Source organism: Streptomyces populi (assembly GCF_002911015.1).
Taxonomy (GTDB): Bacteria; Actinomycetota; Actinomycetes; order Streptomycetales; family Streptomycetaceae; genus Streptomyces; species Streptomyces populi.
This window is the reverse complement of sequence record NZ_KZ626842.1, coordinates 35,884-61,360: the sequence shown is the minus strand read 5'-3', so window position 1 is coordinate 61,360 and position 25,477 is coordinate 35,884. Positions and strand designations below refer to the sequence as shown.

The window sequence follows — 25,477 nt, the reverse complement described above, 5'->3', positions numbered from 1 at the left end:
GCGTTCCGAAGTTCACCTGACAGAAGTCCGCCTGTCCTGACGGTTACCCCGCTTCGAGGACTTCCTCGTACAACCGGACGGTCCTGCGGGCCACCGCGTCCCAGCCGAACTCCCCCACCGCGCGCCGCCGTCCGGCCTCGCCCATGCGCCGGGCCGTGCCGGGATCGGCGAGCACCGAGTCCAGGGCCCGCGCGAGCCCCGCCTCGAAGTCGTCCCCGAGCGGCACGAGAAGACCCGTCCCGCCGTCCTCGACCACCTCGGGAATGCCGCCGACGCGCGAGGCCACCACCGCCGTCCCGCAGGCCATCGCCTCCAGGTTGACGATGCCGAGCGGCTCGTACACCGACGGGCAGACGAACACGGCGGCGTGGGTGAGGAGTTGGACGACATCGGGCCGGGGCAGCATCTGCTGGATCCAGTGCACGCCGTCACGCACGGCGCTCAGTTCCCGGTACAGCTCGCGGAACTCGCTCTCGATCTCCGGGGTGTCGGGGGCCCCCGCGCACAGCACCACCTGCGCGGCCGGGTCGATGTCCCGTACCGCGCGCAGGAGATGGGGCACCCCCTTCTGCCGGGTGATGCGGCCGACGAACAGGACGTACGGGCGCCCGGTGTCCAGGCCGATCCGCTCCAGCACGTCGGTGCCGCGGTCGGGGCGGTAGAGGGAGGTGTCGATGCCGTTGTGCACGACGCGCACCCTGGCCGGGTCCAGGTCCGGGTAGCAGCCGAGGATGTCGTCGCGCATGGCGCCGGAGACGGCGATCACGGCGTCGGCGGCCTCGACGGCGGTGCGCTCGGCCCAGCCGGAGAGGGCGTAGCCGCCGCCGAGCTGCTCGGCCTTCCAGGGGCGCAGCGGTTCGAGGGAGTGGGCGGTCATCACGTGCGGAATGCCGTGCAGGAGCTTTCCGAGGTGTCCCGCGAGATTGGCGTACCAGGTGTGGGAATGGACGAGGTCGCGGCCTTCGAGCGCGGCGACCATGGAGAGGTCCACGGAGAAGGTGCGCAGGGCGTCGTTGGCGCCGTCGAGGGCGGGCCAGGGCCGGTGCCGGACCACTCCGCCGGCGGCGCCCTCGCCCCAGCAGTGCACGTCGAGTTCGGTGAGGGCCCGTAATTCCCTCGCGAGGAACTCGACGTGGACGCCCGCGCCGCCGTAGACGTCCGGCGGATACTCCCGGGTCAGCAGTCCCACGCGCACACAGAACCCCCGTCCTAGCCGGATGGTGCCCCTCATGGTCACTCAGTTGAAGCCGATACGGAAGACCGCGACGGGCGCGCCCGCACCGGGGCCGGTGGAACACCGGCGGCAGGTCCGCCGGGGGCAGGCGCCGGATCCGGTGGACGCGGCCGCCCGGTCCGTCGGACGTCGGCGCCCGGTCCGGCCGGGTGCGGCTGCCGGTGTCGCGCGGGGCGGCCGTGCCGAGTCGGGCGGGGTCGCACGAGCGTCGGGCCCGGCGGGGCGGCACATGCGTCCGTCCCGCGGGGCGGCCGGGCAGCACGCGCATCGGGCCCGGCGGAGGCGACCCCGGCGGGCCCGGCGGAGACGGCCGCGTCAGGACCGGGGAAGGGTCCGCGCCGGGTTCGGCGGGACACCCGCGGCGGGCCCGGCGGGGCCCTGGTCAGGACCGGCCGGGCGCCGGACGTGGCGGGCGCTCGAAGCAGCAGTCGCCGCAGACTCCGCCACCGGGCACCCGGTAGTAGAGGCAGCAGCTGCGGCGACGCAGCGTCCCGGGGTCGAGGGTGCCGGCGAGGTCGGGGTGCGCGAGGAGCGGGCCGGCGAGGGCCCGCGCCCGCTCGCCCACGTCCGGGCGTCCGTGGGCGAGCGCCCAGCGGTCCAGTTGCCGCACGGTCCCGGCCAGGGCCGAGCCGGCGTTGCCCCACAGCAGGGCCGGTGAGACCCGGTGGCGCGAGCGCAGGGCCGCGCTCAGCGGTACGAGCAGCCCGGCGCGCACGACCGCGTCGAGATCGGCCACGGGCCGGAAACGGACCTCGCGCAGCCAGAGGTCGTCGGGAGCGCCGGCGTCCGGGTCCCAGCACAGCAGCTCGGGATCGAGGTCGGGCAGCTCCCCGCAGAGCGCGGCGGCGCCGAGGGCGATCGACCAGAAGCGGGCCGCGAGACCCTGCTGCGCCACCGAGGCCGCGACCCTCGCTTCCGGCGCCCGGATACTCTGTTCGACCTTACGGACGCGAAAAGTCATCGGATCCGCGTAAACCTCCGCGGACCCCCCGGATTCCGGGTCCGCGCAGGCGCTCGCGAGGGTCGGCAGGGGGCCGCGCGGCGGTACGCCGGTGCGTAGTACGAAGAATCCGCCGAGCGCGTCGAGCGCCTTGAGTTCGGGGTCGAGGTCCACGAAGAGCAGTAGTACCAAGCCCCCTAGGGGGAACCACCAGTGGATCAGGACGTGGTGTCGCCCACCCTGGGGAGGACACCGGGCGATTCGTACTCCATCGGCAGTAGGACCCATTGAATGCTCAGGGACGACGACGAGAACTAATTCGCGCGGCATCGTTGTTTGCATGGAAGCCGACCGTTCGTCGCGCCGGGCCGCCGCTCCGCGCCGTACGCAGAGGAGGGACTCATGAGTGCCCTCGCTTTGTCCGTGGTGCTCTCGTTCGTCTCAGCCGTCGCGTACGCGGGCGGCGCGATCGTCCAGGAGCAGGTCGCGTTGACCTCTCCCGGCCAGACCTACGCCCCGTTGCGCAGGCCGGGCTGGTGGGCCGCCGTCGCGCTGACCGGCCTGGGCGGGCTGCTGCACGTGGTCGCCCTCGCCTTCGGCCCGCTGAGCCTCGTACAGCCGCTCGGCGCGCTGACCATCGTCTTCGCGCTTCCGATGGCGGCCCTGTTCGTCGGCCGCAGGGCCGGAGCCGCCGCCTGGCGCGGCGCGATCATGGCCACCGTGGGTCTCGCGGGCCTGCTGTCCCTGGTCGGCGCGTCCGACGCCCAGTCCCTGAGCAACGCCCAGCGCCTGGCGCTGGGCGTGGTGTCGGGCGGCGCGGTCGCGGCCCTGATGGTGGCGGGGCGCGCGGCGCACCGGCACCCCGCGGTGCGCAGTGTGCTGCTGGCGGTCGCGGCGGGCATCGCCTTCAGCATGTCCTCCGTGTTCACCAAGACCGTCGCGGTCGACTGGTCGCAGCACGTCTCGCTCGCCGACCTGTCGAGCCTCGCGGCCATCGGCGCCTTCGCGACGGCCGGCATGCTGATCTCGCAGGCCTCCTACCGGGGTGCGGGCCTGGAGGCGCCGCTGGCCACCCTGACGGTCGTAAACCCCGTCGTGGCAGCCGCCGTCGGCATCACGATGTTCGGCGAGACCTTCCGCTACGGAACGACCGGTACCGTGCTCGCCCTGGGCTGCGGCGTCGTCGCGGCGGGCGGTCTGATCCTGCTCACCACCGAGCGGATCGGCGCCGAGCGGACCGGCAGCGGCGACCGATCCACGGCCGCCGTCGCGGAGTTCGCGTCCGTGCCGGAGCAGGACGCCGGGAAGCCGGGCGACGACGCGCACCGGCCCGTCCCCGGCCCCGCGTCGGTGGCCGTCGCGGCCCTGTCGGAACCCCGGCTCCCCGAGCCGGCCGTTTCGCGCTCACGCCTCGTGGAGCCCGCCGTCCCGGTCGCCGCCGGCCTCGGCACCCTCACGGACGCCGAGGCCGCCGTGGCGGAACTGCTGGCCGGGCTGCCCGGGCCCGCCGACGGCGCGGACGGCTTCGTACCGGCCGCGCAGACGGGTGCCGGGAGCGTGCCGCCGGGACGGCGGGCGGGCGCCGAGGGCGGGTTCCCCCCGGCTCCGCGGCCCGCGGCCGCGTTCGTACCGGCTCCGCCCGAGGCCGTCACCGCGCAGCACCCGGCGGACGGGGACGAGCTTCCGTACCTGACCGTCATGCTCGGTGCGACCTACGTGCCGATGCCGTTCGTCAGCCACCACCGCACCCGAGTCAAATCCTGACGCCGCCGGCCCGGAGGTAGGACATCGGGTCGATGTCGGATCCGAAGCCGGGCCCGGTCCGCACCTCGAAGTGCAGATGCGGGCCCGTGCTGTTGCCCGTGGACCCCGAGCGGCCTATGCGCTGACCGGCCACCACGCTCTGCCCCGCCCGCACGGAGATCGCGGAGAGGTGGCCGTACTGCGTGTAGCGGCCGTCGGCGTGCCGTATCACCACCTGGTAGCCGAACGATCCGCCCCAGCCCGAGCTGACCACGTGTCCGGCGGCGACCGCGGCGACGGAGGTGCCGGTCGGCACCGGGAAGTCGACGCCCGTGTGGTAGCCCTTCGACCAGTGGGAGCCGGTGGCGTGGTAGGCCGTGCCGGTCGCCGCGTGCACCGGGGCCACGAGTCCGTGCGTCCCGGCCCCGGCCGGGGCCGTCGTGTGCGAGGGCGTCCTGGCGGCCGGGACCTTCTTCGCCGGTGTCTTCTTCTCCGGGGCCTTCTTCTCCGGTGTCCGGGAGTGCGTCTTCGACGGGCTCCTGGCCGGCGTGTGCCGGGTGTGCGCGGGAGCCTGGGTCCCACCGCCCAGGGTGAGCCGCTGGCCCGGCAGGATCAGGTCCGGGTCGGAACCGACGGTCGTGCGGTTCGCGGCGTACAGCCCCTGCCAGCCGCCCTGGACGTGCCGGGAGTCGGCGATGCCGGAGAGCGTGTCGCCGCGCACGACGGTGTACATCTCGGCGGTCCCCGCCCGCGACTGCGGTGTGACCTGCGGCTTCACGTCCCGCACGGACCGCTGCTCCGCCGTCTGCGCCGCCGTCCCCTCCGGGCTGATGTCGGGGGCGGCGCCCCCTCCGGTCAGCCCCCCGCGCACCGAGCACACCGGCCACGCGCCGGGCCCCTGGCCCTTCAGCACCTTCTCGGCCACGGCGATCTGCTGGTCCTTCGTGGCCAGGTCCGCGCGCCCGGCGTAGGCCTTGCCGCCGTACGCCTCCCAGGTGGACCGGGTGAACTGCAGTCCGCCGTAGTAGCCGTTGCCGGTGTTGATGCTCCAGTTGCCGCTGGACTCGCAGGCCGCGACCTTGTTCCAGGTCCCGACGTCGGCCGCGTGGGCGACCCCGGCACCGACCAGCGGGAGCGCGATCCCGGCGCCGCCCGCCGTGACGGTGAGTGAGGCGCGGTTGATCCTGTTCGGCTGATACCGGCGGTGCCGGCCGCGTACGGCCATGAAGGAGCCCCCCTAGACATGCGTCAGGAGCGGCAAAAGTAAGCGCTGGGAACAGGACGGGACAAGGCGGCAACCGGTCGCCTGGAAAAGCCGGTCGACCGGTTCCCGGGCCGTCCCGGAGCGGGCGCCTCCTGCACGGCGGGTGACCGGACCGGTCCGGGCCCGGGGTGCGCCAGGGACCGGTCCACGGCCTGCCGACATCGGGTTCCCGTGTCCGGCGACGGGCTCCCGGACCGTTCTCCGGGGCCGGCCGGGAGCGGCGGCCGCGTCCGGGCCGCCGGGCACACAGGTCACCGGCCGCCGGCGCCGCACGACCTGTCCGAAATCCGCCCTCGCGGCGCCGGGAGGTTCCCCTGCGCGGACACCTGCGACACGTCAGGATGGGCTGGGGCAATACTGGCGAGCACGACCGCCGGCGCCGGTACCGGGATTTTCCCGTACCGCCGACGGACCTACCGCACTTCTTAGGAGCCAACCGGATGAGCACTTCAGCCCAGATCGGCGTCACGGGTCTCGCGGTCATGGGGCGCAACCTCGCCCGCAACTTCGCCCGCAACGGTTACGCGGTCGCCGTGCACAACCGCACCGTGGCGAGGACGAACGCGCTGGTGGAGGAGTTCGGCCACGAGGGCACGTTCGTGGCGGCCGAGACGGCGAAGGAGTTCGTGGCGGCGCTGGAGCGGCCCCGGCGTCTGGTGATCATGGTGAAGGCGGGCGAGCCGACCGACGCGGTGATCCAGGAGTTCGCCCCGCTCCTGGAGCCCGGCGACATGATCATCGACGGCGGCAACGCGCATTTCGCGGACACCCGGCGCCGTGAGCGCGCGCTGCGCGAGCAGGGCATCCACTTCGTCGGCACGGGCGTGTCCGGCGGTGAGGAGGGCGCGCTGAACGGGCCGAGCATCATGCCGGGCGGCTCGGTCGAGTCGTACGCCTCGCTCGGTCCGATGCTGGAGAAGATCTCCGCGAAGGCCGCCGACGGGGCGCCGTGCGTCACGCACGTGGGTCCCGACGGCGCCGGTCACTTCGTGAAGATGGTCCACAACGGCATCGAGTACGCCGACATGCAGCTCATCGGCGAGGCCTACCAGTTGCTCCGCGACGTCGCCGGGTACTCCCCCGCGCAGATCGCGGACATCTTCCGTACGTGGAACACCGGCCGGCTCGACTCGTATCTGATCGAGATCACCGCCGAGGTGCTGTCGCACGTGGACGCGGCGACGGGCGAGCCGTTCGTGGACGTGGTCCAGGACCGGGCCGAGCAGAAGGGCACGGGCCGCTGGACCGTGCAGATCGCGCTGGACCTCGGAGTGCCGGTGTCCGGCATCGCCGAGGCGGTCTTCGCCCGCTCCCTGTCGGGACACGCGGACCTGCGCGCCGCCTCGCGCGGCCTCGCCGGTCCGACGGCGCGGCGGCTCGAGGAGTCCGAGGCCGCAGCCTTCGCGGACCGGGTCGAGCAGGCGCTGTACGCGTCGAAGATCGTCTCGTACACCCAGGGGTTCCACGAGATCACCGCGGGCAGCGACGAGTACGACTGGAACATCGACCTCGGTTCCGTCGCCTCGATCTGGCGCGGCGGCTGCATCATCCGGGCGGCCTTCCTCGACCGGATCCGTGCCGCCTACGACGCCCGGCCCGACCTGCCGAGCCTGCTGTCGGACGAGACGTTCGCCCAGGAGATCGCGGCCGCCCAGGACAGCTGGCGCGAGGTCCTCGTCGCCGCGACCCTCCAGGGCGTGCCCACACCCGGCTTCTCGGCGGCGCTCGCCTACTACGACGCCCTGCGCGCCGAGCGCCTGCCGGCCGCGCTCACCCAGGGGCAGCGGGACTTCTTCGGAGCGCACACGTACCGCAGGACGGACCGCGAGGGTTCGTTCCACACGCTGTGGGGCGGTGACCGGTCGGAGGTCGAGGCGTAGGCGCCGGGGCGCGAGCCCTCAGCGGTGCCGGGGTGCCCGGCGAGCCTGGCTCCGCCGGGCGGCGAACAGTTCCAGGTGCGCGCAGTCGGGGCAGCGGAAGGCGTCGATCTGCCGGCGCGGCCGACCCATCGGCCTGGCACCGCCCAGCGGGCCCCGCTCGAGCACGCCCTCGCCCCACCGCGCGAACCCGCGAGCCCCCTGCCCCGAGTCCTCGACGAAGCCCGGCTCCAGTCCCACGACACCGCACTGGGTGCACCGTATGTCGTTCACCCGGGGAGTGTAGTGAACCGTCCCGGCCGGACACCGTACGCACGTCGAAGCCGCCACGGCCCGCGTCAGGGGTCGTGACGGCTTCGGCATGCGTACGGAGAGTGCCCGTCAGGACAGCGGCTCCGGCCGGGGCTGGGGCTCCGGTACCGGATCGGGTCCCGGCGGCTTCGGGACCGGGGACGGGGACGGTACGGGCTCCGGGCCGGGTACGGGATCGGGCCCGCCCGGGTTCGGCACCGGGCCGGGGCCGGGGGTCGGTCCGGGTCCCGGGTCGGGGCCGCCCGGATTCGGCACCGGATCGGGGAAGGGAGAGGGGCCCGGGGGTTCGGGGCTCGGCCCGGGGGTGGGTGCCGGCGGCACGGGATCGGGATACGGCTGTGTCATGGCGGTCCTCCAGCCAGTCGGTACGTCGGCCCTCTGGACTTGTCTCCCGCGTACCCAGCGCCCGGGCCCCCACTCACCCCGCCGCGCGGGGAAACGGCGCCCGGGTGGCGCAGCCCGGACCGCGCCCCCGCGCCGGCGAGCGTGCACCTCGGAGCCGGGGCCGAGGCGCCGTGCGACGGCCTCGGCCCGTACCGGGAGGTCCGTGGAACCGGCGGGCGCATCACCCGGACGGCTCGCGGCCCCGTCGGCCCGCACCGCCCGAAACCCCGTCGAGCCCTCTTGATCCGCACCTGATCCGCACCGCCGCGCCGGACGGCGGCTCCGCCCGGCACCCGTCGTGACGGCCCGCGGGTCCTACCCGGCACACACCCCGCGGGCCGCGTCCGCCGCGGCGGCGAGTCCGGGCCGGGGGCTCGACAGCACCGGCACCGGGGTCGTGGTGAGCCGCCCGGCCGCGGTCATGGACACCTGGGCGAGGACGATCGCGTCGGCGTCGGCGACCGCGTCGGCGGCATCGGCCACCGCTCGGGCGCAGCCGTCCGTGTCCCCCGCCTCGAACAGCACCCACGCGTCGTCGACCAGGGCCGTACGGACCTCGACGGGGAGGCCCGCACGGCGGGCCTCCTCCTCGACCAGGGCGAGGGTCGGTCCCAGGGTGCTCGCCACCGTCGCCAGGACGACGACCCGGGGCCCCGCCGCCACCGCGGCGGCGGCCGTCGGACGGTCCACCCGGAGCACGGGCACCCCGACGTCGGTCCGTTCGGCGACCGCGCCGATGGTCGAGCAGGTGCACAGGACGACGCGGGCACCGTCGGCGACGGCCGAGGCCAGCAGCGTCCGCACCTGGTCGGCCACCGCGTCGGGCCCTTCGCGCCGCGCTCTCGCGAGCAGTTCCTCGTCGACCAGGTGGCGCAGTTCCAGGTCCGGGTGGTCCGCGTCGCGCAGCGCGTCGAAGACGGGGACGTGCGCCGGGGAGGTGTGCAGCAGGGCGACCGGTCCGAACCGGGGCCGGAACGGCGCCGGGTCCTGATCCGGAGCCGGAGCCATCAGAAACGTCCCGGATGCGCCTTGAGCCACTCCGTCGCGGCGTCCAGCAGCTCGGGGTCGGCCACCGGGGCCTCCTCCGGGTGCCGCTCCGCCCACCGCACGACGTACGGGCAGAGCGGGGCCACGACGACGCCCTCGCGTGCGGCGATGCCGTACAGCTCGCGCGCGAGGGAGCCCGCGATGCCCTTGCCCTCGTGCTCCGGTTCCACGATCGTGTGCACCGGGACGAGGGCCCGCGCGGGCTCCTCCAGGACGAAGTACTCGATGTGTCCGACCACTTGGCCGTCGGCGAAGGCCTCGAGGCGGCCGGCCGGCCGGTCGTCGCGGATCTCGATGTCGCTCACGGGCACTCCTCGGTCCTGGGTCCTGGGGTCCTGCGATACCGCCGCGCCGCCGCTCAGAGGGCGACGGCCTGCGGGCTGCGCTCCTGGTCCGAGCCCGGTACCGGCTCGGACGGGTCGGCGCCGAGGGACACGATCCGGTTGTCACGGTCCACGTGCACGACCCGCGGCCGCAGCGCCCGCGCCTCGGCGTCGGCGACCTGAGCGTAACTGATGATGATCACCAGGTCACCGGGGTGCACGAGATGGGCCGCCGCTCCGTTGATCCCGACGACCCCCGATCCACGCTCCCCCTCGATGACGTACGTCTCCAGGCGGGCGCCGTTGGTGATGTCGACGATGTGGACGAGCTCGCCGGGCAGCAGATCGGCGGCGTCGAGCAGATCGGCGTCGATGGTGACGGACCCGACGTAGTGCAGGTCGGCCTGGGTGACCGTGGCACGGTGGATCTTGGACTTGAACAGAGTACGCAGCACTTTGGACTCCTGGAAGACGGCTCCCTGCCCGCTTTTTGCAGGTCAAAGGCGTCCCACACTGTACATCGACACGCCTTGGACTCGAAGACTTTCAGGAACATCGTGTGCTGCTGCGACCAGGCACCCCGCCTGCGCATTTCCGCGCCGACCAGACTGCCGCAGGGCCACCGACTCGACCCATGCGCGAAGAACCGTGCGGGACTGATGCTGAGTGGACGCTGACTTACCTGACATCTCGTCAGGCAAGTTGAGGATCGGCAGCACGCGGCCCGCCCGGAGTCGATTCGACCCCTGCCCGTGAACGAGTGCGAGCTCGGAGCGGGACCGAGGGGTGGACTCATTTGGTATTGCCGCGGTGAGCAGGTGCGCCGAGGTCTGCCCAAGCGTCGGTATCACCTGCGCTCAGGGTCGCGGTTGAGAAGAGAAGGCGCGGACCGGCACTCTCGGTAGCGCGACCATCCGCCGCATGGGATGTCCACGTGTCCGGCTGGTCCGACGCCTTCCGACGGAAAGTGATGAGGCTGCGATGAGTGAACCGACAAAGCCCGAGGTCGACGTTCCAGAGGGTGACGCTCCTGCCGAGCTGGTCATCCGGGACCTGGTCGTCGGTGACGGGGCTGAGGTCAAGCCGGGCATGGTGGTCAGGGTCCACTATGTCGGAGTGACCTTCGAGTCCGGGAAGGAGTTCGATGCCTCCTGGGACCGGGACCAGCTGTTCAAGTTCGCCCTGGGCAGCGGCAAGGTCATCAGCGGAAGTTCACGTAATTCCCCAGCTACTGAAGTGAGCTGACCGTGAGGCAGTCCGTGAGCTGTTTCCAACCTCAGGTTGAACAGGTCAGATGCAAGGTGAGGACGACCTGAACCAGGCTGGTGATGCGAGTCGTGGAACATCGCAGCTTCGCGCAGGAGCCGCCAGGACTTGAGGGTGGCCATGGCCTGCTCGACGAGCGCACGGATCCTCGCATGCGAGCGGTTGACAGCCTGCTGAACCTGCGGAAAGCGTCTCCCAGCGACCCTAACAGGGCAGCCGTATGGTGCCGCCGGACGCCTCGGCAACCCTTGTCGGCCCAGCACTCCACGCCGGCTTCCTCCAGGACGTCGATGATGCCGTGGATTCGCGCGGCCTTGATGTCGTGAACCGCGCCGGGCAGTGCAGGCGACGCCCACACCAGTCGCCCGGCGGGATCGGTGATGATCTGCACGTTCCTGCCGTGCTTCTCATGTTTCCCAAAGCAGAAGGACCGGTCGGCCGCGATTCGGTCGATCGGCAGCGGCGTGCCGTCCAGGATCACGAATGCCTTGGTGGAGGCGGTGCAGGCCGCGGCCCGCAGGTCGGAAGCCGGCGCGGCGAGGACCGCACCCGCAGCAACCGCTTCAAGCGCTGAACACTTTGCGAAGAACCCGCTGCAGGCGGTCGCGAGCCGGCAGGTCGGCAACGACGAAAGGCGGATCAGCGCGTCGGCTCAGACGTGCCTCGCGCCTGGTCGCGGCTGGCGACCACCAGGTATCCATCGCTCTCGGGGTCGAAGGTGGTGGACTGCACCGTGAGCCCGACACTGCGCAACTGCGCCACGAGGTCCTCGTACCGGTAGGGCCAGATGGACAACCGCTCCGAGCAGGCTCGCACTGCCCCATCCGGCTCGATCTGGGCGACCACGATCTCGAGGAAGTGTTCCTGCTCCCAGCGCTGCTCGATCTGCCAGTAGTAGCTGACGACCGCATCGCGGTCGTTGCGGCGGATGAGTCGATCGCGGACGTCTACCCGTGAGCCGGCGGAGCGCACGAGCTCCCAGTTGCGTGACGTGAGCACGAGGCGTCCGCCCGGATTCAGCAGCCGCGACATCGCTTCCAGTGCGGTCAGGCGCCCGGCTGCGCCCTCGGCGTGCCCGAGCGAGTTGCCGACGCAGAACACCAGATCGAACGTGGAGTCCTCCAGGTGGTCGGGCAGCTCGTCCCAGCTCGCGCGGAGGGCTCGAAGCGAGACACCCTGCTCGTCGGCGGCCTTCTCGGTCCGGCGAACCATCCCATTGCTGGCGTCTGCGGCGACCACGTCAAGGCCAAGACCCGCGAGACCGACGGCGAGCTGGCCGGTTCCACACGCGCAGTCGAGGACGCGCGCGTTGGGCGGCAGAGAGCCCACGACATCGCTGCAGTAAACCGCGGCTGCCTGGGCGGGGGTCAACCTGTCGTCCCCGATCAGCCACTCGTATACGTCGGAAAGCGCCCCATAACCAGCCACCGCGACAACCTCCATCACTCGACGACACGCGTGCTAGATCGCGCCTGCGATTCGGACCTTGCGCCTCGCACTGTGCCGGGCCGTGTCAGCGAAGCATTGAGCAGGACCCAACCACCTCCGGCCGCTGAGACTCCACCGGATTTCGCGGGAAACCGCGACACGCCGCATCGACGCAGGTCCCCACTCCACCAGCGCCCCATCGGCCACGATGGGGACTGCGGCCGGCAAGCGCGCGTTCACTGCGGAGCGCTTTAGAGGTCTTAACAAAGGCGTTGGACGTGTCGGTGGGTGATGAGGCAGGTGGCGAGGCCTAGGAATGCTTCGTGGATGTCGTCGCGTCGTTCCCAGCGGATGCGCAGGCGGCGGAAGCCGTGGAGCCAGGCGATGGTCGGCTCGACGACCCAGCGGAAGACGCCCAGGCCGGAGCCGTGTGGTTGGCCGCGTTCGGCGATCACGGATCGGATGCCACGGGCCCGGAGCAGGCGGCGGTACTTGTCGTGATCGTAACCGCGGTCCACAAGAAGCGCGTCGGGCCGACGTCGCGGCTGGCCGACGTCGCGGCTGGCCGACGACGCCGGCAACCGCCGGGATCTTGTCGATCAGAGGCACCAACTGCGTGACGTCATTGCGGTTCCCGCCGGTCAGCGACACCGCGAGCGGGATGCCCTGGGCGTCGGTGACGACGTGGTGCTTGCTGCCCGGACGCGCTCGGTCGACCGGGCTGGGTCCGCTTTTGGGCCCTGCCGGGTCGCCCGGACATGGGAGGAGTCGATCACCGCCCGCGACCAGTCCAGCTTCTTCGCCGCCCGCAGCCTCCTCAGCAGCACCAGGTGCAGTTCGTCCCACACGCCGGCCTCGTTCCACGCGGCCAGACGCCGCCAGCAGGTCATGCCCGAGCCGAAGCCCAGCTCCTGGGGCAGGTACTCCCACTGGATGCCGGTGCGCAGCACGAACAGGATCCCGCACAAGGCTTGCCGGTCCGGGATCCGCAGCCTGCCCTCGACCAGCTTCGGACCCGGCTCGGGCAGCAACGACTCGATCAGCGACCACAGTTCATCCGACACGATCCAAGGACGCGACTGACGTGTTCCCACACTCGGACCAACGACCGTCCAAGCTGGAGGTCACATGATCAACAGCTTCTGTTAGAGGTCGTTTTCTTCCGTCGTTTCATCCCGGAATCTGGTGTTTGGTCTGTGGTGTCGGGTCACGCCAGGAGATGGTGTTCTCGCCGGTGAGGCGGCGGGTCATGAGGTCGGTCATGGCGATGTGGATCATGGCTTCGGAGCGGGCGGTCAGGGTTTCGTAGTCGCGGGCCAGGCGGCGATGGAGCATGAGCCAGCCGTAGGTCCGCTCGACCACCCACCGCTTCGGAATCGGGGTGAATCCCCTGGTTCCGGGCTTGCGTTGAGTGATTTCCATGTCGATGCCGAGGCCGGCGGCGTGCTCGACGAGGTGGTGGCGGTAGCCGCCGTCGACCCACACCTTGCGGATGCCGGGATGTTCGGCGGCCACCTGGTCCAGGAGCTGGGTGCCGGCGATAGAGTCCTGCACGCTCGCCGCAGTGACCAGCACGGCGAGGAGAAGGCCGATCGTGTCGGTGACGATGCTCCGCTTCCTGCCCACGATCTTCTTCCCGGCGTCGATGCCCTGGCTGGAGGCGAGCGCGCTGGTGGAGGTTTTCACGCTCTGCGCGTCGATCACGCAGGCAGACGGTTCGGCCTCCCGTCCCTCCTTCTGTCGCAAGAGTTACCTGAGCAGGCCGTTGAGCTGGGCGAACACGCCTTCCTGCTGCCACCTGGCGAAGTAGCCGTAGACCGTGTTCCAGTGCGGGAAGTCGTGCGGGAGGTAGCGCCACTGGACGCCGGTGCGGTCCACGTACAAGATCGCGTCCATGATGTCGCGCAGGTCGTGCTCGGGCGGCCGGCCGAAGTCCAGAGCTCTGCCGCGGCGCTCGAAGCGCCAGGCCGCCAGGACCGGCTCGATCAACTCCCAGCGGGCATCGGACAGATCACTCGGATACGGGCGTCGCTTGGCCATGCTTCCGGCGTACTGCCCCGACCCGAGTGCGCCCAGTCGCGCCGAATCGGCGCTCGAAGCACACAACCTCGAGGACCGGGCATCCTGGGATGAGACAGGATTGCGGCCCTTTCCGCCCCATCAGCAACATCCCCTGACCCGCAGGTATCGACGGCCTCCAAGACCTCGCCTGCACCACCATCCATCACCCAGAGAATCGCCTAATAACCAGGCAGGACAGGCGAAAACGACCTCTCAGGTGTTCTCGTCATGGATCCGCGCACCCAGATCCTCCGCCCACTCCAGCGCCCACGCCTTGAGTTCTTCGATCTGCCGGGAGGTGAGCCCGTACGCGGTGTAGTCCTCGTCCTCGTACCAGTCCGCGCCGATCAGCCGGTCCCGAAGGTCTTCGAGGCTGAACTCGTCGTGGGCGCGACGGCGGCCCAGGGATTCGAGGTCGGCGGTGGAGCGGTGACGGGAGGCGGCCTGGACGTCGATGAGGTCGCGGACGGTGCCGCGGTCGGCGAGGGCACGGACCTTGGTGCCGATCACGTCGTCGAGGGAAAGAACGGGGCCGTAGGGGGTCTGGGCAGGCGGGGCCCAGAACGCCTCCTTGAGGACGTCGACCTCGCACTCCTCGCCGGTGTCCGGATCGGTGACGAGGAACCGGCCGCTGAGCGGATCGGTCTGGACGTGCGTGGTCCGCCATCCGCGCGCGCTGAGGCCCGCTGTGAGTGAGGCGACGATCTCCTGCATCGGAGCGGGGTTCTCGGTGGCGACGTCGAGGTCACGGCTGAAGCGTTCGACCAGGCCGTGGGCCTGCACGGCGTATCCGCCGGTGAGGACCAGAGGGTAGGGGGAGCCGAGGTCGAGGATGTCGGCGAGGAGACGCTCGTGGAGCGGAGTGAGCTTCACGCGGCGGTCGTGCCGGCCGGAGCGGTGCGGAGCAGCTCGGGGAAGGCGTCCTCCCAGACCTCGCGGATGTAGGGACTGATCAAGCGTCGCAGCACGGGCCACTGCTCGGCGAGCAGCCGGTGGTGCAGGAGAGCCACCAGGTCCTCGCTCAGTCCTTCGGCGAGGACGGTCCGGTAGAGCGTCATGCAGGACTTCGGACGGTCCAGGCTGTAGCTCGTCCGCCCGGACCAGACGATGTGGAGCGGCAGGTCCACATCGCCCTCGACGGGGCCGGCCAGCTCCTGCAAGCGCTCGGGCAGTCGGCTGCGGTAGCGGTCCCGCAGCACCTCGGCACGGGGGGCGGTGGTCGTCGCGTCCATGCGTCCAGTATCGCTGCCGGGAGGCGGCGGCATGGCTGATACGGGGTCCCCGTCGTACGTACGGGTCGGGCGCCGCCCGTCCTTCCCTCGGACATCTCACCCAGGGGGCGCGCTCAGCACGTCATCGCCCACCCACGCAGGCCCCCGCCACGGCGGCCGCCAGGTCAGCGAGCTGGGACGCTCCCACGCCCGATGCTGACCATTTGCTGACCTGAGCAACCCCACAAGGCTCCTGACCTGCACAAACGCCCAGATTCTAGATCTTGGACTTGAATACTGTACGAAACACGAAGAAACTCCCGATTCGTCTGCTCCCTGCCTGCCACTGCAGGTCAAGGGCGGTCTTCGGAGATTACATCGTTTCGCATGTTCGGTCTGCTGTCGCCAGGTGTTCGAGGACTCACACTGACCCGTTGCTGACTTTTTTGATGTCGCGTGAGAAGACGAGAGCCGGCCAGGTCCTGGTCGATCCGCAGCGGGTGGCCGAGAGGTGGTGCGGCGTGCTGGGGGCAGTCGAGGCGTTCGCAGACGCGGCAGCCCATGCCTATGTGGGTGGCGGCGGAGACATCGGTGAGGTCGAGGCCGTCGGCGTAGACGAGGCGGTGGGGCGTGGCGGATCTCGCAGCCGAGGACGATGGCGAAGGTCTTGCCGGGTTCGCCCCGGTCGCCGCGGTGCCGGGTGACGGCACGCCCGGTCCACAAGTAGCGATGTTCCTCGGGCATTTCGGATCTGGAGGTGGATGCGGTGGGCGATCGGGCCATGATCGGTCGGTAGCCCGGGCTCTGACGTGTGCGTCGGGACCATGCCGACCAACCGCACCGTGCAGGCCGTATCCCCATCTCTGTGGAACGCGTCGTCGGACTCCGACACGTTCGCGAGAGGCGTCCACGCGGCCGCCGGTGTCGCGCCCGCCGCCGACTCCCGCAGGCCGCTCACCTGGTTGAGCAGTTCGTCGACCTCGACCAGGGGGCTGAGAGGGGTGGGTGCCCGGACGGGCCTTTCCTTCAGACCGCCACCGCGGTGCCGCCGGACGGGCACGGCCACCGCCATCGCCTCCATCTTCCTTCTCGTGATCTCATCGCCCGCCGTTCGTCATGCGAGCCATGCGGACTCCTTGTGACGTGTGCGTGGGGAGGCGTCCGAGCCGCCCGCGGCAGCGGGCGTGCCCGTGGTGCCGGGTGCGGCCGAGTGCCCCAGGTGCCGGTGCACGAAGTGGATGGCCATCGCGCCCTCACCGGCCGCCGAGGCCACCCGCTTCACCGAGCCGCTGCGGACGTCCCCCACCGCGAAGATCCCGGGCAGGCTGGTCTCCAGGGTCATGCACGAGCGCCCCCGGCCGTGCCACACCTCCGGGTGGGCGCAGGCCTCCTGGGCCTCCGGGCCGGTGAGGACGAAGCCGCGGGAGTCGAGGGCGATGCTGTCGGCGAGCCACTCGGTGTGGGGGTCGGCGCCGGTGAAGACGAACAGCCCCCCTGCCGCGAGTCGGCGGTGCCCGCCCGTGCGGTTGTCGACCACGTCGAGCTCCTCCAGCACCTCCTGGCCGATGACCTCGGTGACTTCGGTGTGCAGCATGACCTCCACCCGCGGGTGGCGTTCGACCTGCTCGACCAGGTAGCGGGACATGTTGGCCTCGAGGCTGGGTCCTCGGACCAGCAGGTGCACCTTCGGCGCGTACCCGGCGAGGAACAGCACCGCCTGGCCCGCCGAGTTGCCTCCGCCGACGACGGCCACCGGGTCGGTGCGGCACTGCTGGGCCTCGTAGACGGTCGCCGAGTAGTGGACGCTCGTTCCCTCCAGGCGTTCGATGCCGGGCACCTGGAGCCGGCGGTAGCGGGCGCCCGTGGCCAGGACGACGGCGCGGGCGGCGATCTCGCTGCCGTCGGCGAACGCCACCACGTAGTGGTCCTCGTCCTTGTGATGGAGAGCGGTCGCTTCCACCGGAATGCTGATCCTGGCGCCGAACTTGTCGGCCTGGAGCACGGCACGTTCGGTGAGTTCGGCGCCGGAGATGCCGGCGGGGAAGCCGAGCAGGTTCTCGATGCGGGACGACGTGCCGGCCTGGCCGCCTGTGGCCATCGCCTCCACCACGGTGGTGCTCAGGCCCTCGGAGGCGGCGTACACCGCGGCAGCGAGGCCGCCGGGTCCGGAGCCGACGATGAGGACGTCGCCGTGACGGATTCCGGCGGGCAGTTGCGGCAGGCCGATGAGCCGGGCCAGTTCCGCGTTGCTGGGGTTGCGCAACAGGGTGGTGTCCCGCCAGATGACGAGCGGTGTCTCCTCCGGTCCGACGCCGAAGCGGCGCAGCAGGTCCTCGGCCTCCTCGTCGGTCTCCAGGTCGATCCAGCGGTGCGGCAGCCGGTTGCGGACGGCGAACTCGCGCAGCCGCCGGGTGTCGGGCGAGTAGCGCGAGCCGATGATGCGGAAGCCGGCGCCCTGTCCGACGAGCAGCGCGCGACGGCCCAGGCAGGCGCGCAGCACGACGTCCCCGATGGAGGGGTCCTGGGACACCAGGTGGCGCAGCCGGTCCAGGGAGACGACGAGGACTTCGCCCGGCTCCCTGGCGACAGCGGTGTAGAAGGCCACCTGTCCGTGCAGCAGCCCGAGTTCGCCGATGAAACGACCGGGGCCGTGCACGCGCAGCACGTGCTCCTCGGGAGTCCCGTAGTCCTCGACGACGGCGACGGTACCGCTGAGGACGACGAAGAACGTCTCGCAGCGCTCCCCTTCCCGGATCAGCACGTCGTCGGGAGCCATGCTCCGGCGTTGCCCGTGCTCCGCCAGACGTGCGATCTGGTCCTCCGCAAGGCGCGGATACGCCCCGCAGATGTCCGGGGTCTCCGGGAAGGTCGCCTCCCGCGGCATAGGTCCTTCGCCCGGCGGCGACTGGTCGCCGGACATCAGACGAACGCCTCGTGGACGTAGCACCAGCGCCATTCCTCGCCGGGCTGGAACGACTGCACGATCGGATGGTCGACGGCAGCCGCGTGCCTGCGTGCGTGCTTGTTCGGAGAGGAGTCGCAGCAGCCGACGTGCCCGCAGGTCAGGCAGAGCCTCAGGTGGACCCACGGGGAGCCGAGCAGCAGACACTCCTGGCACCCTTCTGGGGTCAGCGGCCGGACCGGCCGGACGAGCGCGAGGTGGGGGTCTGCGTGCAGGGTCATCCTGATCACCCTTCCCGGGCTGTGATCGACTGTTCCACCCAGTGGCGCAGAGCGGGGGCGGGCGCCGCCCCCGCCTGCCGGGCGACCGTCTCGCCCTGGTCGAGGACGAGCAGCGTCGGTACCGCCTGGACCTCGAAACGCTGTGACAGCCGCGGGTTCTTGTCGATGTCGACCTTGACGAGTTTGATGCGGCCGGCGAGATCGGTGGCGACCTTCTCCAGCGCGGGGCTGACCATGCGGCAGGGGCCGCACCAGGTGGCCCACAGGTCGACCACGACGGGGACGTCGGCCCGCTCGGCGACCTCGGTGAAGTCGTCGTCGCCCGCGTCCACCATCCACGGCAGGGGCTGCTTGCAGTGGCCGCACTTGGGGCGGCCCTCCGCGGCCGCGGGCACCCTGTTGGTGCGCCCGCAGTTCGGACACCTGACGGTCGTCGCCTGCATCGTGCTCATGCCGCCCGCGCTCCCTTCACGTCCTCGGGCTGGTCGTAGGTGACCACCAGCTCTCCGTGCTGGGCGTCGACGCGGACCGTCGCGCCGTCCTGGACGTCGCCGCGCAGCAGGGCGCGTCCGACCAGCGTCTCGACCTCGTGGGAGATGTAGCGGCGCAGTGGCCGGGCCCCGTACACCGGGTCGTAGCCCTGGTGGGCGATCACCTCCCGGGCGGCGGGGGTGAGTTCGACGGTGATGCGGCGTTCGGCGAGCCGCTGCCGCAGTTCGTCGAACTGCAGCTCCACGATCCGCTCGATCTGCTGCTCGCCGAGCGGTTTGAACAGCACGATGTCGTCGACGCGGTTGAGGAACTCCGGGCGGAAGTGCCCGCGCAGCTCGCCCATCACCAGGGCGCGGGCGTCGGGCTTGATCTCGCCTTCGGCGGTGGCGCCGTCGAGGAGGTGCTCGGAGCCGATGTTGGACGTCATGATGATCACGGTGTTGCGGAAGTCGACCGTGCGGCCCTGGGCATCGGTGATGCGGCCGTCGTCGAGGATCTGCAGCAGGGTGTTGAAGACGTCGGTGTGCGCCTTCTCGACCTCGTCGAACAGCACGACCGAGTACGGCTTGCGGCGTACGGCCTCGGTGAGCTGGCCGCCTTCCTCGTAGCCGACGTATCCGGGCGGTGCGCCCATGAGCCGGCTGACGGTGTGCCGCTCCTGGTACTCGCTCATGTCGAGGCGGACCATGTTCTCCTCGGAGTCGAACAGGGTCCGGGCGACGGTCTTGGCCAGCTCGGTCTTCCCGACGCCGGTGGGGCCGAGGAAGATGAACGAGCCGATGGGGCGGCGTGGGTCGCGGATGCCGGAGCGGGCGCGGATGATGGCGTCGGTGACGAGTTTGACGGCTTCGTCCTGGCCGATGACACGCTCGCGCAGGATCTCGTCGAGGCGCAGCAGCTTCTCGCGTTCGCCCTCCTGGAGGCGGGCGACGGGGATGCCGGTCCAGGCGGCGACGATCTCGGCGATCTCCTCCTCGGTGACGACCTCGCGCAGCAGCCGGTTCTCCCCTTGTTTGGAGGCCAGCTGCTCCTCCTCCGCGGCCAGTCGGCGCTCCAGGTCCTGGAGTCGGCCGTAGCGGAGTTCGGCGGCGCGGTTGAGGTCGTAGGCGCGTTCGGCCTCCTCCGCCTCGTGGCGGACCTGCTCCAGTTCCTGGCGCAGTTCCTGCACACGGCGGATCGCCTGCCGTTCGGCCTCCCACTGGGCGCGTTTGGCGTCGGCCTCGCCGCGCAGGTCGGCCAGTTCTTTGCGCAGCTCCCCCAGGCGGGCCTTGCTGGCGGGGTCGGTCTCCTTGGACAGGGCCGCGTCCTCGATCTCCAGGCGTGTCACCCGGCGGGTGATCTCGTCGAGTTCGGCGGGCATGGAGTCGATCTCCGTACGCAGCCGGGCACAGGCCTCGTCGACGAGGTCGATGGCCTTGTCGGGCAGGAAACGGTCGGTGATGTAGCGGTGGGAGAGCGTCGCTGCCGCGACCAGCGAGGTGTCCTGGATCTTCACGCCGTGGAAGACCTCCAGGCGTTCGCGCAGTCCGCGCAGGATGGAGATGGTGTCCTCCACGCTCGGCTCGTCGACCAGGACCTGCTGGAAGCGGCGTTCGAGGGCGGCGTCCTTCTCGATGTGCTTGCGGTACTCGTCGAGGGTGGTCGCGCCGATCATGTGCAGTTCGCCGCGGGCGAGCATCGGCTTGAGCATGTTGCCGGCGTCCATGGCCCCTTCGGCGGCGCCCGCGCCGACGACCGTGTGCAACTCGTCGACGAAGAGCAGGATCCGTCCCTCGGCGGCCTTGACCTCGCTGAGCACGGCCTTGAGCCGTTCCTCGAACTCGCCGCGGTACTTGGCGCCGGCGACCAGGGAGCCCATGTCGAGGGCGAACACCGTCTTGTCGCGCAGGCCCTCGGGGACGTCGCCGCGAACGATGCGCTGGGCCAGGCCCTCGACGATGGCGGTCTTGCCGACGCCGGGGTCGCCGATGAGGACGGGGTTGTTCTTGGTCTTGCGGCTGAGGATCTGGGTGACGCGGCGGATCTCCGCGTCCCGGCCGATGACCGGGTCCAGCCGCCCGGACCGAGCCTCGAGGACCAGGTCGCGGCCGTACTTCTCCAGCGCCTCGTAGGCCACTTCGGGGTTGGCGGAGGTGACGCGCTGGTTGCCGCGGACCTGGGTGAGCGCGCTCAGGAACGAGTCCCTGGTGATGCCGGCCTGTTTGAGCAGCCGCCCGGCGGCGGTCGAAGAGCTCTCCTCGGCCAGCGCGAGCAGGAGGTGCTCCACGGACACGTACTCGTCCTTGAGGCGTTTGGCCTCCCGTTCGGCGGCGTCGAACAGGCGGGCGAGGCGCTGGGTGACGAAGACCTGGCCGGGCGCCGCGCCGGGGCCGGTGACCTTCGGGCGGCGGGAGAGTTCCTCCCTCACGGCAGCGCGCAGTTCCTGCGGCTCGGTGCCGGCCTGTTGCAGCAACCGCGGGATCAGACCGTCCTCCTGATCGAGCAGTGCGAGCAGCAGGTGTTCCCCGTCGACCTCGGTGTGCCCCATGCCGACGGCCGCGGTCTGGGCCTCCTGGAGGGCTTCCTGGGACTTCTGGGTGAGACGGTTCATGTCCATGGGGGTGTTTCACTCCTCGTGCCGCGGCCGCGCAGGGCGGCTTCGAGCAGGCTGATGCGGTCGAGCAGGTCGAGCACCAGGCCGATGGATGCGTAGTTGAGGCAGAGTCCGGTGCGCAGCCGCTGGATGCGGGCGAGGACCGCCGGGGCCGCGGGGTCGAACACCAGGCGCCCCGCGGCGTCGCGTTCGGCGTCGACCAGGCCGAGGGCGACGAACCGGCGGATCAGATCGGGGTGGAGGCCCGAGCGAAGGGCCACGGCGGCCAGGGAGAGCCTGGGGACGGGCACGAGCGCGTACCGGACAGCCGTCGAGGCGGTGAGGTCGGCGCCCGTCCGCACCGGTCGGGCGCCCACGCCGGCCCGGCCGATGCCTGCCGCTCCCGTGGGTCGGTCGTTCATCACGTCCTCCTGGGGTCGAACGGGGAAGTGGCGGCGAGCTCCTCGAACAGTTCGCGCTCCCGGTCACCGAGGGCGGGCGGCACCATGACGCGGAGTTCGGCGTACAGGTCGCCGTTCGCGCCCCGCGGGTTCGGCATGCCCTCGCCGCGCAGCCTCAGCCGCCGCCCGCTGGACGAGCCCGCGGGCACCGTGACCTTGGCCGTGCCGCCGCCGGGCGTGGGCACCGGCACGGTCGCACCCAGGGCCGCCTCCCAGGGGGTGACCGGGACCTGGACGTGCACGTCGCGGCCGTCCAGCCGGAACCGGGGGTGGGGCTGAATACGCACCCGCAGGTACAGGTCGCCCGCGGCGGCGTCGCCACTGCCCCGGCCGCCCTCACCCGCCAGCCGGATGCGCTGCCCGTCGGTGACGCCCGGCGGCACGTCGACCTCGTACCGCCGCGGCTGCCCGGTGGGACCGGCGAGCGTGACGGTGCGGCGGCCGCCTCGGTACGCCTCCTCGACGGTGAGCGGCAGTTCGGCCTCCTGGTCCGCTCCGGGGACGCCGCCCCGGGCGGCGCCGGTTCCGAACATGGAGCCGAGCAGGTCCTCGATGTCGATGCCCTCCGCGCCGAAGTCGTCGCCGAAGCCGGTGGCGTACCGGACACGGGGACCGCCGCCTGCGGTGCTCCGACCGCGGAAGCCGCCGCCCGCTCCGGCCGCGACCCGTTCGTCGAAGTCCTCGGGGATCTTGCGGAAGTCCTCGCCGAAGCGGTCGTAGCGGGCCCGGGTCTTCGGATCGGACAGAACGCTGTACGCCTCGTTGAGGTCCTTGAAGCGCTCCTCCGCCCCGGGGTCCTTGTTGACGTCGGGGTGGTGCCTGCGGGCGAGTGTGCGATATGCCTGCTGGATCTCGTCCTGGCTCGCGGTCCGCGACACGCCGAGCACCTCGTAGAAGTCCTGCGCCATGACCGGTCACTCCCGCTTCGCGACGGTCACGGCGGCGGGCCTGAGCTGCCGCTCGCCGTCCCCGTATCCGGGGCGCAGGACCTGTACGACCGTGCCCGGTGGGGCGTCGGGGTCCTGGACGACGCCGACCACCTCGTGCCGGGCCGGGTCGAAGGCGACGCCGGTCTCCGCGTGCCGCGGGTAGCCGAGCAGTTCGAGGACGTTGACCGCCTGGTCGCGTACGGCCCGGACGCCCTCCACGATCGCGCCCGGATCGGCGCCCGCGTGGGTCAGGGCGAGTTCGAGGTTGTCGAGGACGGGCAGGAAGGCGGCCGCCGTGCGGGACCGCTCGACCGCCCGTTCGCGCTCCAGTTCCCTGGCGTGACGCTTGCGAAGGTTGTCGAGGTCGGCGAGCGCGCGTCGCCAGCGGTCCTCCAGTTCCTGGATCGCGGTCGTGTACTCGTCCTCGGCACGCGCGGGGCCGGCGGCGTCGGGTCCCGGTTCGTCGTTCGCCGCTTCGGACCGGGGCGGGCCCGGTTGCGGCAGATCCCCGCGAGGAGAGCGTCCGGCGGCTTCCGGGACCGGTACGACCGGATCCGACGCGGCCCGGTCGGGTTCCTGGGCGTGGGTGGGCATGACGCGCCTCAGCCCTTGTCGAACTCGGCGTCGATGACATCATCGTCACCGCCGCCGCCACTCGTGGGACCGCCGGCGGCGGCGTCCTGGCCGGGACCGCCGCCCGTGGCGCCTGCGCCCTGATGAGCCGTCAGCCCGGCGAGCACCTGCTGGAGTTCGGAGGTCAGGGGCCGCGCGCGCTCCACGCCCGCCTCGTCCTTGACCGCCGCCCGGGCGTCGGACACGAGCATCTCGGCGCGTGCCTTCTCGTGCGCGGGCGCCGCGTCGCCCAGCTCGGCGAGACGCTTCTCGACCTGGTAGGCGACGGCGTCGAGTTCGTTGCGGGCGTCGACGGCCTCGCGAAGTGCCTGGTCCTGGCCCCGGTTGCTCTCGGCCTCCTGGACCATGCGTTCGACCTCACCGCGGTCCAGGTTGGAGCTCTCGCTGATGGTGATGCCCTGTTCCTTGCCGGTGTCCCGGTCGCGGGCCTTGACGTTGAGGATGCCGTTGGCGTCGATGTCGAAGGTGACCTCGATCTGCGGTTCGCCCCGCGGCGCCGGCCGGATGTCGGTGAGCTGGAACCGGCCCAGCACCCGGTTGTCGGCGGCCAGCTCGCGTTCGCCCTGGAGGACCACCACATCGACGGCCGGCTGGTTGTCCTCGGCGGTGGAGAAGGTCTCGCTGCGGCGCACCGGGATGGTGGTGTTCCGCTCGATGATCTTCGTCATCACTCCGCCGCGCGTCTCCAGGCCCAGCGACAAGGGGGTGACGTCGAGCAGCAGGACGTCCTTGACCTCGCCCTTGAGCACCCCGGCCTGGATCGCGGCGCCCAGGGCCACGACCTCGTCGGGATTGACGCTCATGTTGGGTTCCTTGCCGCCGGTCAGCCGGCGGACCAGGGTCTGGACAGCGGGGATGCGGGTGGAACCGCCGACGAGGATGACCTCGTCGATGTCGCTGTCGCCGACCTTGGCGTCGGCCATCGCCTGCTGCACCGGTCCCAGGCAGCGCTCCACCAGGTCGCCGGTGATCTGCTCGAACGTGGACCGCATGATCGAGTCGGTGAGGTGCTTGGGGCCCGCGGCGTCGGCGGTGATGAACGGCAGGCTGACCTGCGTCTGCGTCACCGAACTGAGCTCGGTCTTGGCCTTCTCCGCCGCCTCGAACAGTCGTTGCAGCGCCTGCGGGTCCTTGCGCAGGTCGATGCCGTTCTCCTTCTGGAAGTCGTCCGCGAGGTGATCCACCAGACGCCGGTCGAAGTCGTCGCCGCCCAGGTGGCTGTCGCCGGCGGTGGAGCGCACCTCCACCACGCCGTCGCCGACGTCGAGGATGCTCACGTCGAAGGTGCCGCCGCCCAGGTCGAAGACGAGGACGGTCTCGTGCTCCTTCTTGTCCATGCCGTACGCGAGGGCGGCCGCCGTCGGCTCGTTGATGATCCGCAGCACCTCCAGTCCGGCGATCCGTCCGGCGTCCTTGGTGGCGGTGCGCTGAGCGTCGTTGAAGTAGGCGGGCACCGTGATGACCGCCTCCGTGACCCGCTCCCCCAGCTGCTTGGAGGCGTCGTCGGCGAGTTTGCGCAGCACCTGTGCGCTGATCTCCTCCGGCGCGTACAGCTTGTCGCGCACCTTGAAGCGGGCGGCCCCGCCGTCGCCCTCGACGACGTCGTACGCCACCGCTCTGGCCTCGTCGGGTATCTCGTCGAAGTGCCGGCCGATGAACCGCTTGGCCGAGTAGATGGTGCCCTTGGGGTTGAGAATGGCCTGGCGGCGGGCCAGTTGGCCCACCAGACGTTCCCCGGTGTCGGTGAAGGCCACCACGGAAGGTGTCGTGCGGTTGCCCTCGCTGTTGGGCACGACGGACGGCTCGCCGCCCTCCCACACGGCGATCACCGAGTTGGTGGTGCCCAGGTCGATGCCCACTGCCTTGGCCATGAGGAACTCCTCCCGGTACGGCGCCTGCGTCGACTCTCCGGATCACGTTCGTTCAGGTGGTGGGACCTCCGGCGGTTTCCCACCGGTGCGCGCGGAGGGTCTCGAGCACTCCCCAGGGTGACGAACCGGGAGGCTCCACGCCTGCGCCTGGCGAGTCAGGAATGCACGGGTCGGGTCGCCCTACGAGTACGAGAGAAAGAATCCGAACATCTCGGTTAAGCCGGCCGGGAGCGGGTACGCGAAACG

20 protein-coding genes and 5 pseudogenes are annotated in these 25,477 nt (G+C 71.2%); 3 read left to right on the top strand and 22 right to left on the bottom strand.

Annotated elements, in window-relative coordinates; genetic code table 11:
- Positions 1-43: 43 nt before the first annotated feature.
- Together glgA and CW362_RS02505 are read right to left on the bottom strand one after the other, a co-directional pair.
- A complete protein-coding gene (glgA, locus tag CW362_RS02510; protein WP_103547651.1) occupies positions 44-1,195 on the bottom strand; it encodes a glycogen synthase in 1,152 nt (383 codons plus the stop codon).
- Positions 1,196-1,616: 421 nt separating this feature from the next.
- Positions 1,617-2,366, bottom strand: coding sequence for a (2Fe-2S)-binding protein (locus CW362_RS02505; RefSeq protein WP_206300842.1), 750 nt, complete (start codon positions 2,364-2,366; stop codon positions 1,617-1,619).
- Positions 2,367-2,576: 210 nt separating this feature from the next.
- On the opposite strand from CW362_RS02505, the gene CW362_RS02500 reads away from it, so the two are divergent.
- Positions 2,577-3,938, top strand: coding sequence for a DMT family transporter (locus tag CW362_RS02500; RefSeq protein WP_103547650.1), 1,362 nt, complete (start codon positions 2,577-2,579; stop codon positions 3,936-3,938).
- On the opposite strand, the gene CW362_RS02495 is transcribed toward CW362_RS02500, so the two are convergent.
- Positions 3,928-5,142 carry a transglycosylase family protein gene (locus CW362_RS02495; RefSeq protein WP_103547649.1) on the bottom strand — a complete coding sequence of 405 codons (1,215 nt, stop codon included), beginning with the start codon at positions 5,140-5,142 and terminating at the stop codon, positions 3,928-3,930. The genes CW362_RS02500 and CW362_RS02495 overlap by 11 nt on opposite strands.
- Positions 5,143-5,621: 479 nt before the next feature.
- Between CW362_RS02495 and gndA the strand changes: the two genes are divergently transcribed.
- On the top strand, positions 5,622-7,061 hold the full coding sequence (gene gndA, locus CW362_RS02490) for an NADP-dependent phosphogluconate dehydrogenase (protein ID WP_103547648.1): 1,440 nt from the start codon (positions 5,622-5,624) through the stop codon (positions 7,059-7,061).
- 18 nt (positions 7,062-7,079) lie between these two features.
- On the opposite strand, the gene CW362_RS02485 is transcribed toward gndA, so the two are convergent.
- The 4 genes from CW362_RS02485 to panD all read right to left on the bottom strand — a co-directional run bounded on the left by CW362_RS02485 (position 7,080) and on the right by panD (position 9,579).
- On the bottom strand, positions 7,080-7,298 hold the full coding sequence (locus tag CW362_RS02485) for a hypothetical protein (protein WP_103547774.1): 219 nt from the start codon (positions 7,296-7,298) through the stop codon (positions 7,080-7,082).
- Between the two features lie 771 nt (positions 7,299-8,069).
- Positions 8,070-8,762 carry an aspartate/glutamate racemase family protein gene (locus tag CW362_RS02475; protein WP_103547646.1) on the bottom strand — a complete coding sequence of 231 codons (693 nt, stop codon included), beginning with the start codon at positions 8,760-8,762 and terminating at the stop codon, positions 8,070-8,072.
- Positions 8,762-9,106 carry a GNAT family N-acetyltransferase gene (locus CW362_RS02470; protein WP_162683945.1) on the bottom strand — a complete coding sequence of 115 codons (345 nt, stop codon included), beginning with the start codon at positions 9,104-9,106 and terminating at the stop codon, positions 8,762-8,764. The genes CW362_RS02475 and CW362_RS02470 overlap by 1 nt, the downstream gene beginning before the upstream one ends.
- A 53-nt stretch (positions 9,107-9,159) precedes the next feature.
- Positions 9,160-9,579, bottom strand: a complete 420-nt coding sequence (gene panD, locus CW362_RS02465; protein WP_103547644.1) for an aspartate 1-decarboxylase — start codon at positions 9,577-9,579, stop codon at positions 9,160-9,162.
- Positions 9,580-10,105: 526 nt separating this feature from the next.
- Between panD and CW362_RS02460 the strand changes: the two are divergent.
- A pseudogene (locus CW362_RS02460) lies at positions 10,106-10,342 on the top strand (FKBP-type peptidyl-prolyl cis-trans isomerase); the annotation flags it as partial.
- Positions 10,343-10,400: 58 nt separating this feature from the next.
- On the opposite strand, the pseudogene CW362_RS02455 reads toward CW362_RS02460, so the two are convergent.
- The 15 genes and pseudogenes from CW362_RS02455 to dnaK all read right to left on the bottom strand — a co-directional run.
- Positions 10,401-10,934 (bottom strand): annotated as a pseudogene (locus tag CW362_RS02455) (transposase family protein); the annotation flags it as partial.
- A 95-nt stretch (positions 10,935-11,029) separates the two neighbouring features.
- Positions 11,030-11,833: a class I SAM-dependent methyltransferase gene (locus CW362_RS02450; RefSeq protein WP_206300840.1), complete on the bottom strand. Its 804-nt coding sequence runs from the start codon at positions 11,831-11,833 to the stop codon at positions 11,030-11,032.
- A 245-nt stretch (positions 11,834-12,078) separates the two neighbouring features.
- Positions 12,079-12,912 (bottom strand): annotated as a pseudogene (locus tag CW362_RS02440) (IS5 family transposase).
- 76 nt (positions 12,913-12,988) lie between these two features.
- Positions 12,989-13,858 (bottom strand): annotated as a pseudogene (locus tag CW362_RS02435) (IS5 family transposase).
- Between the two features lie 234 nt (positions 13,859-14,092).
- Complete coding sequence (locus tag CW362_RS02430; RefSeq protein WP_103547642.1) at positions 14,093-14,752, bottom strand: nucleotidyl transferase AbiEii/AbiGii toxin family protein; 660 nt, start codon at positions 14,750-14,752, stop codon at positions 14,093-14,095.
- On the bottom strand, positions 14,749-15,111 hold the full coding sequence (locus CW362_RS02425; protein WP_103547641.1) for a hypothetical protein: 363 nt from the start codon (positions 15,109-15,111) through the stop codon (positions 14,749-14,751). Before CW362_RS02425 ends, CW362_RS02430 begins: the two co-directional genes overlap by 4 nt.
- Before the next feature lie 332 nt (positions 15,112-15,443).
- Positions 15,444-15,856, bottom strand: a pseudogene (locus CW362_RS02420) (short-chain fatty acyl-CoA regulator family protein); the annotation flags it as partial.
- A 348-nt stretch (positions 15,857-16,204) separates the two neighbouring features.
- Positions 16,205-18,010 (bottom strand): FAD-dependent oxidoreductase, encoded by a 1,806-nt coding sequence (locus CW362_RS02415; protein WP_103547640.1) that lies wholly within the window; start codon positions 18,008-18,010, stop codon positions 16,205-16,207.
- Positions 18,010-18,273, bottom strand: coding sequence for a UBP-type zinc finger domain-containing protein (locus CW362_RS02410; protein ID WP_103547772.1), 264 nt, complete (start codon positions 18,271-18,273; stop codon positions 18,010-18,012). The genes CW362_RS02415 and CW362_RS02410 overlap by 1 nt, the downstream gene beginning before the upstream one ends.
- Before the next feature lie 5 nt (positions 18,274-18,278).
- On the bottom strand, positions 18,279-18,725 hold the full coding sequence (gene trxA / locus CW362_RS02405) for a thioredoxin (RefSeq protein ID WP_103547639.1): 447 nt from the start codon (positions 18,723-18,725) through the stop codon (positions 18,279-18,281).
- Positions 18,722-21,361 (bottom strand): ATP-dependent chaperone ClpB, encoded by a 2,640-nt coding sequence (clpB, locus tag CW362_RS02400; RefSeq protein ID WP_103547638.1) that lies wholly within the window; start codon positions 21,359-21,361, stop codon positions 18,722-18,724. Before clpB ends, trxA begins: the two co-directional genes overlap by 4 nt.
- Complete coding sequence (locus CW362_RS02395; RefSeq protein WP_103547637.1) at positions 21,352-21,759, bottom strand: chaperone modulator CbpM; 408 nt, start codon at positions 21,757-21,759, stop codon at positions 21,352-21,354. Before CW362_RS02395 ends, clpB begins: the two co-directional genes overlap by 10 nt.
- Positions 21,759-22,706 carry a DnaJ C-terminal domain-containing protein gene (locus CW362_RS02390; RefSeq protein WP_103547636.1) on the bottom strand — a complete coding sequence of 316 codons (948 nt, stop codon included), beginning with the start codon at positions 22,704-22,706 and terminating at the stop codon, positions 21,759-21,761. Before CW362_RS02390 ends, CW362_RS02395 begins: the two co-directional genes overlap by 1 nt.
- Before the next feature lie 6 nt (positions 22,707-22,712).
- The gene (locus tag CW362_RS02385) at positions 22,713-23,321 is read right to left on the bottom strand and encodes a nucleotide exchange factor GrpE (protein ID WP_103547635.1); all 609 of its coding nucleotides are present in this window, start codon (positions 23,319-23,321) and stop codon (positions 22,713-22,715) included.
- Positions 23,322-23,329: 8 nt separating this feature from the next.
- Positions 23,330-25,231: a molecular chaperone DnaK gene (gene dnaK, locus CW362_RS02380; RefSeq protein WP_103547634.1), complete on the bottom strand. Its 1,902-nt coding sequence runs from the start codon at positions 25,229-25,231 to the stop codon at positions 23,330-23,332.
- Positions 25,232-25,477 lie beyond the last annotated feature (246 nt).

What these genes read in the sequence shown, in the direction of transcription:
- CW362_RS02500 (WP_103547650.1), top strand. Translation starts at nt 2,577, where the DNA reads ATGAGTGCCCTCGCTTTGTCCGTGGTGCTCTCGTTCGTCTCAGCCGTC.
- CW362_RS02495 (WP_103547649.1), bottom strand. Translation starts at nt 5,142, where the DNA reads ATGGCCGTACGCGGCCGGCACCGCCGGTATCAGCCGAACAGGATCAAC.
- gndA (WP_103547648.1), top strand. Translation starts at nt 5,622, where the DNA reads ATGAGCACTTCAGCCCAGATCGGCGTCACGGGTCTCGCGGTCATGGGG.
- CW362_RS02475 (WP_103547646.1), bottom strand. Translation starts at nt 8,762, where the DNA reads ATGGCTCCGGCTCCGGATCAGGACCCGGCGCCGTTCCGGCCCCGGTTC.
- CW362_RS02450 (WP_206300840.1), bottom strand. Translation starts at nt 11,833, where the DNA reads ATGGAGGTTGTCGCGGTGGCTGGTTATGGGGCGCTTTCCGACGTATAC.
- CW362_RS02425 (WP_103547641.1), bottom strand. Translation starts at nt 15,111, where the DNA reads ATGGACGCGACGACCACCGCCCCCCGTGCCGAGGTGCTGCGGGACCGC.
- CW362_RS02415 (WP_103547640.1), bottom strand. Translation starts at nt 18,010, where the DNA reads ATGTCCGGCGACCAGTCGCCGCCGGGCGAAGGACCTATGCCGCGGGAG.
- CW362_RS02410 (WP_103547772.1), bottom strand. Translation starts at nt 18,273, where the DNA reads ATGACCCTGCACGCAGACCCCCACCTCGCGCTCGTCCGGCCGGTCCGG.
- trxA (WP_103547639.1), bottom strand. Translation starts at nt 18,725, where the DNA reads ATGAGCACGATGCAGGCGACGACCGTCAGGTGTCCGAACTGCGGGCGC.
- clpB (WP_103547638.1), bottom strand. Translation starts at nt 21,361, where the DNA reads ATGGACATGAACCGTCTCACCCAGAAGTCCCAGGAAGCCCTCCAGGAG.
- CW362_RS02395 (WP_103547637.1), bottom strand. Translation starts at nt 21,759, where the DNA reads ATGAACGACCGACCCACGGGAGCGGCAGGCATCGGCCGGGCCGGCGTG.
- CW362_RS02390 (WP_103547636.1), bottom strand. Translation starts at nt 22,706, where the DNA reads ATGGCGCAGGACTTCTACGAGGTGCTCGGCGTGTCGCGGACCGCGAGC.
- CW362_RS02385 (WP_103547635.1), bottom strand. Translation starts at nt 23,321, where the DNA reads ATGCCCACCCACGCCCAGGAACCCGACCGGGCCGCGTCGGATCCGGTC.
- dnaK (WP_103547634.1), bottom strand. Translation starts at nt 25,231, where the DNA reads ATGGCCAAGGCAGTGGGCATCGACCTGGGCACCACCAACTCGGTGATC.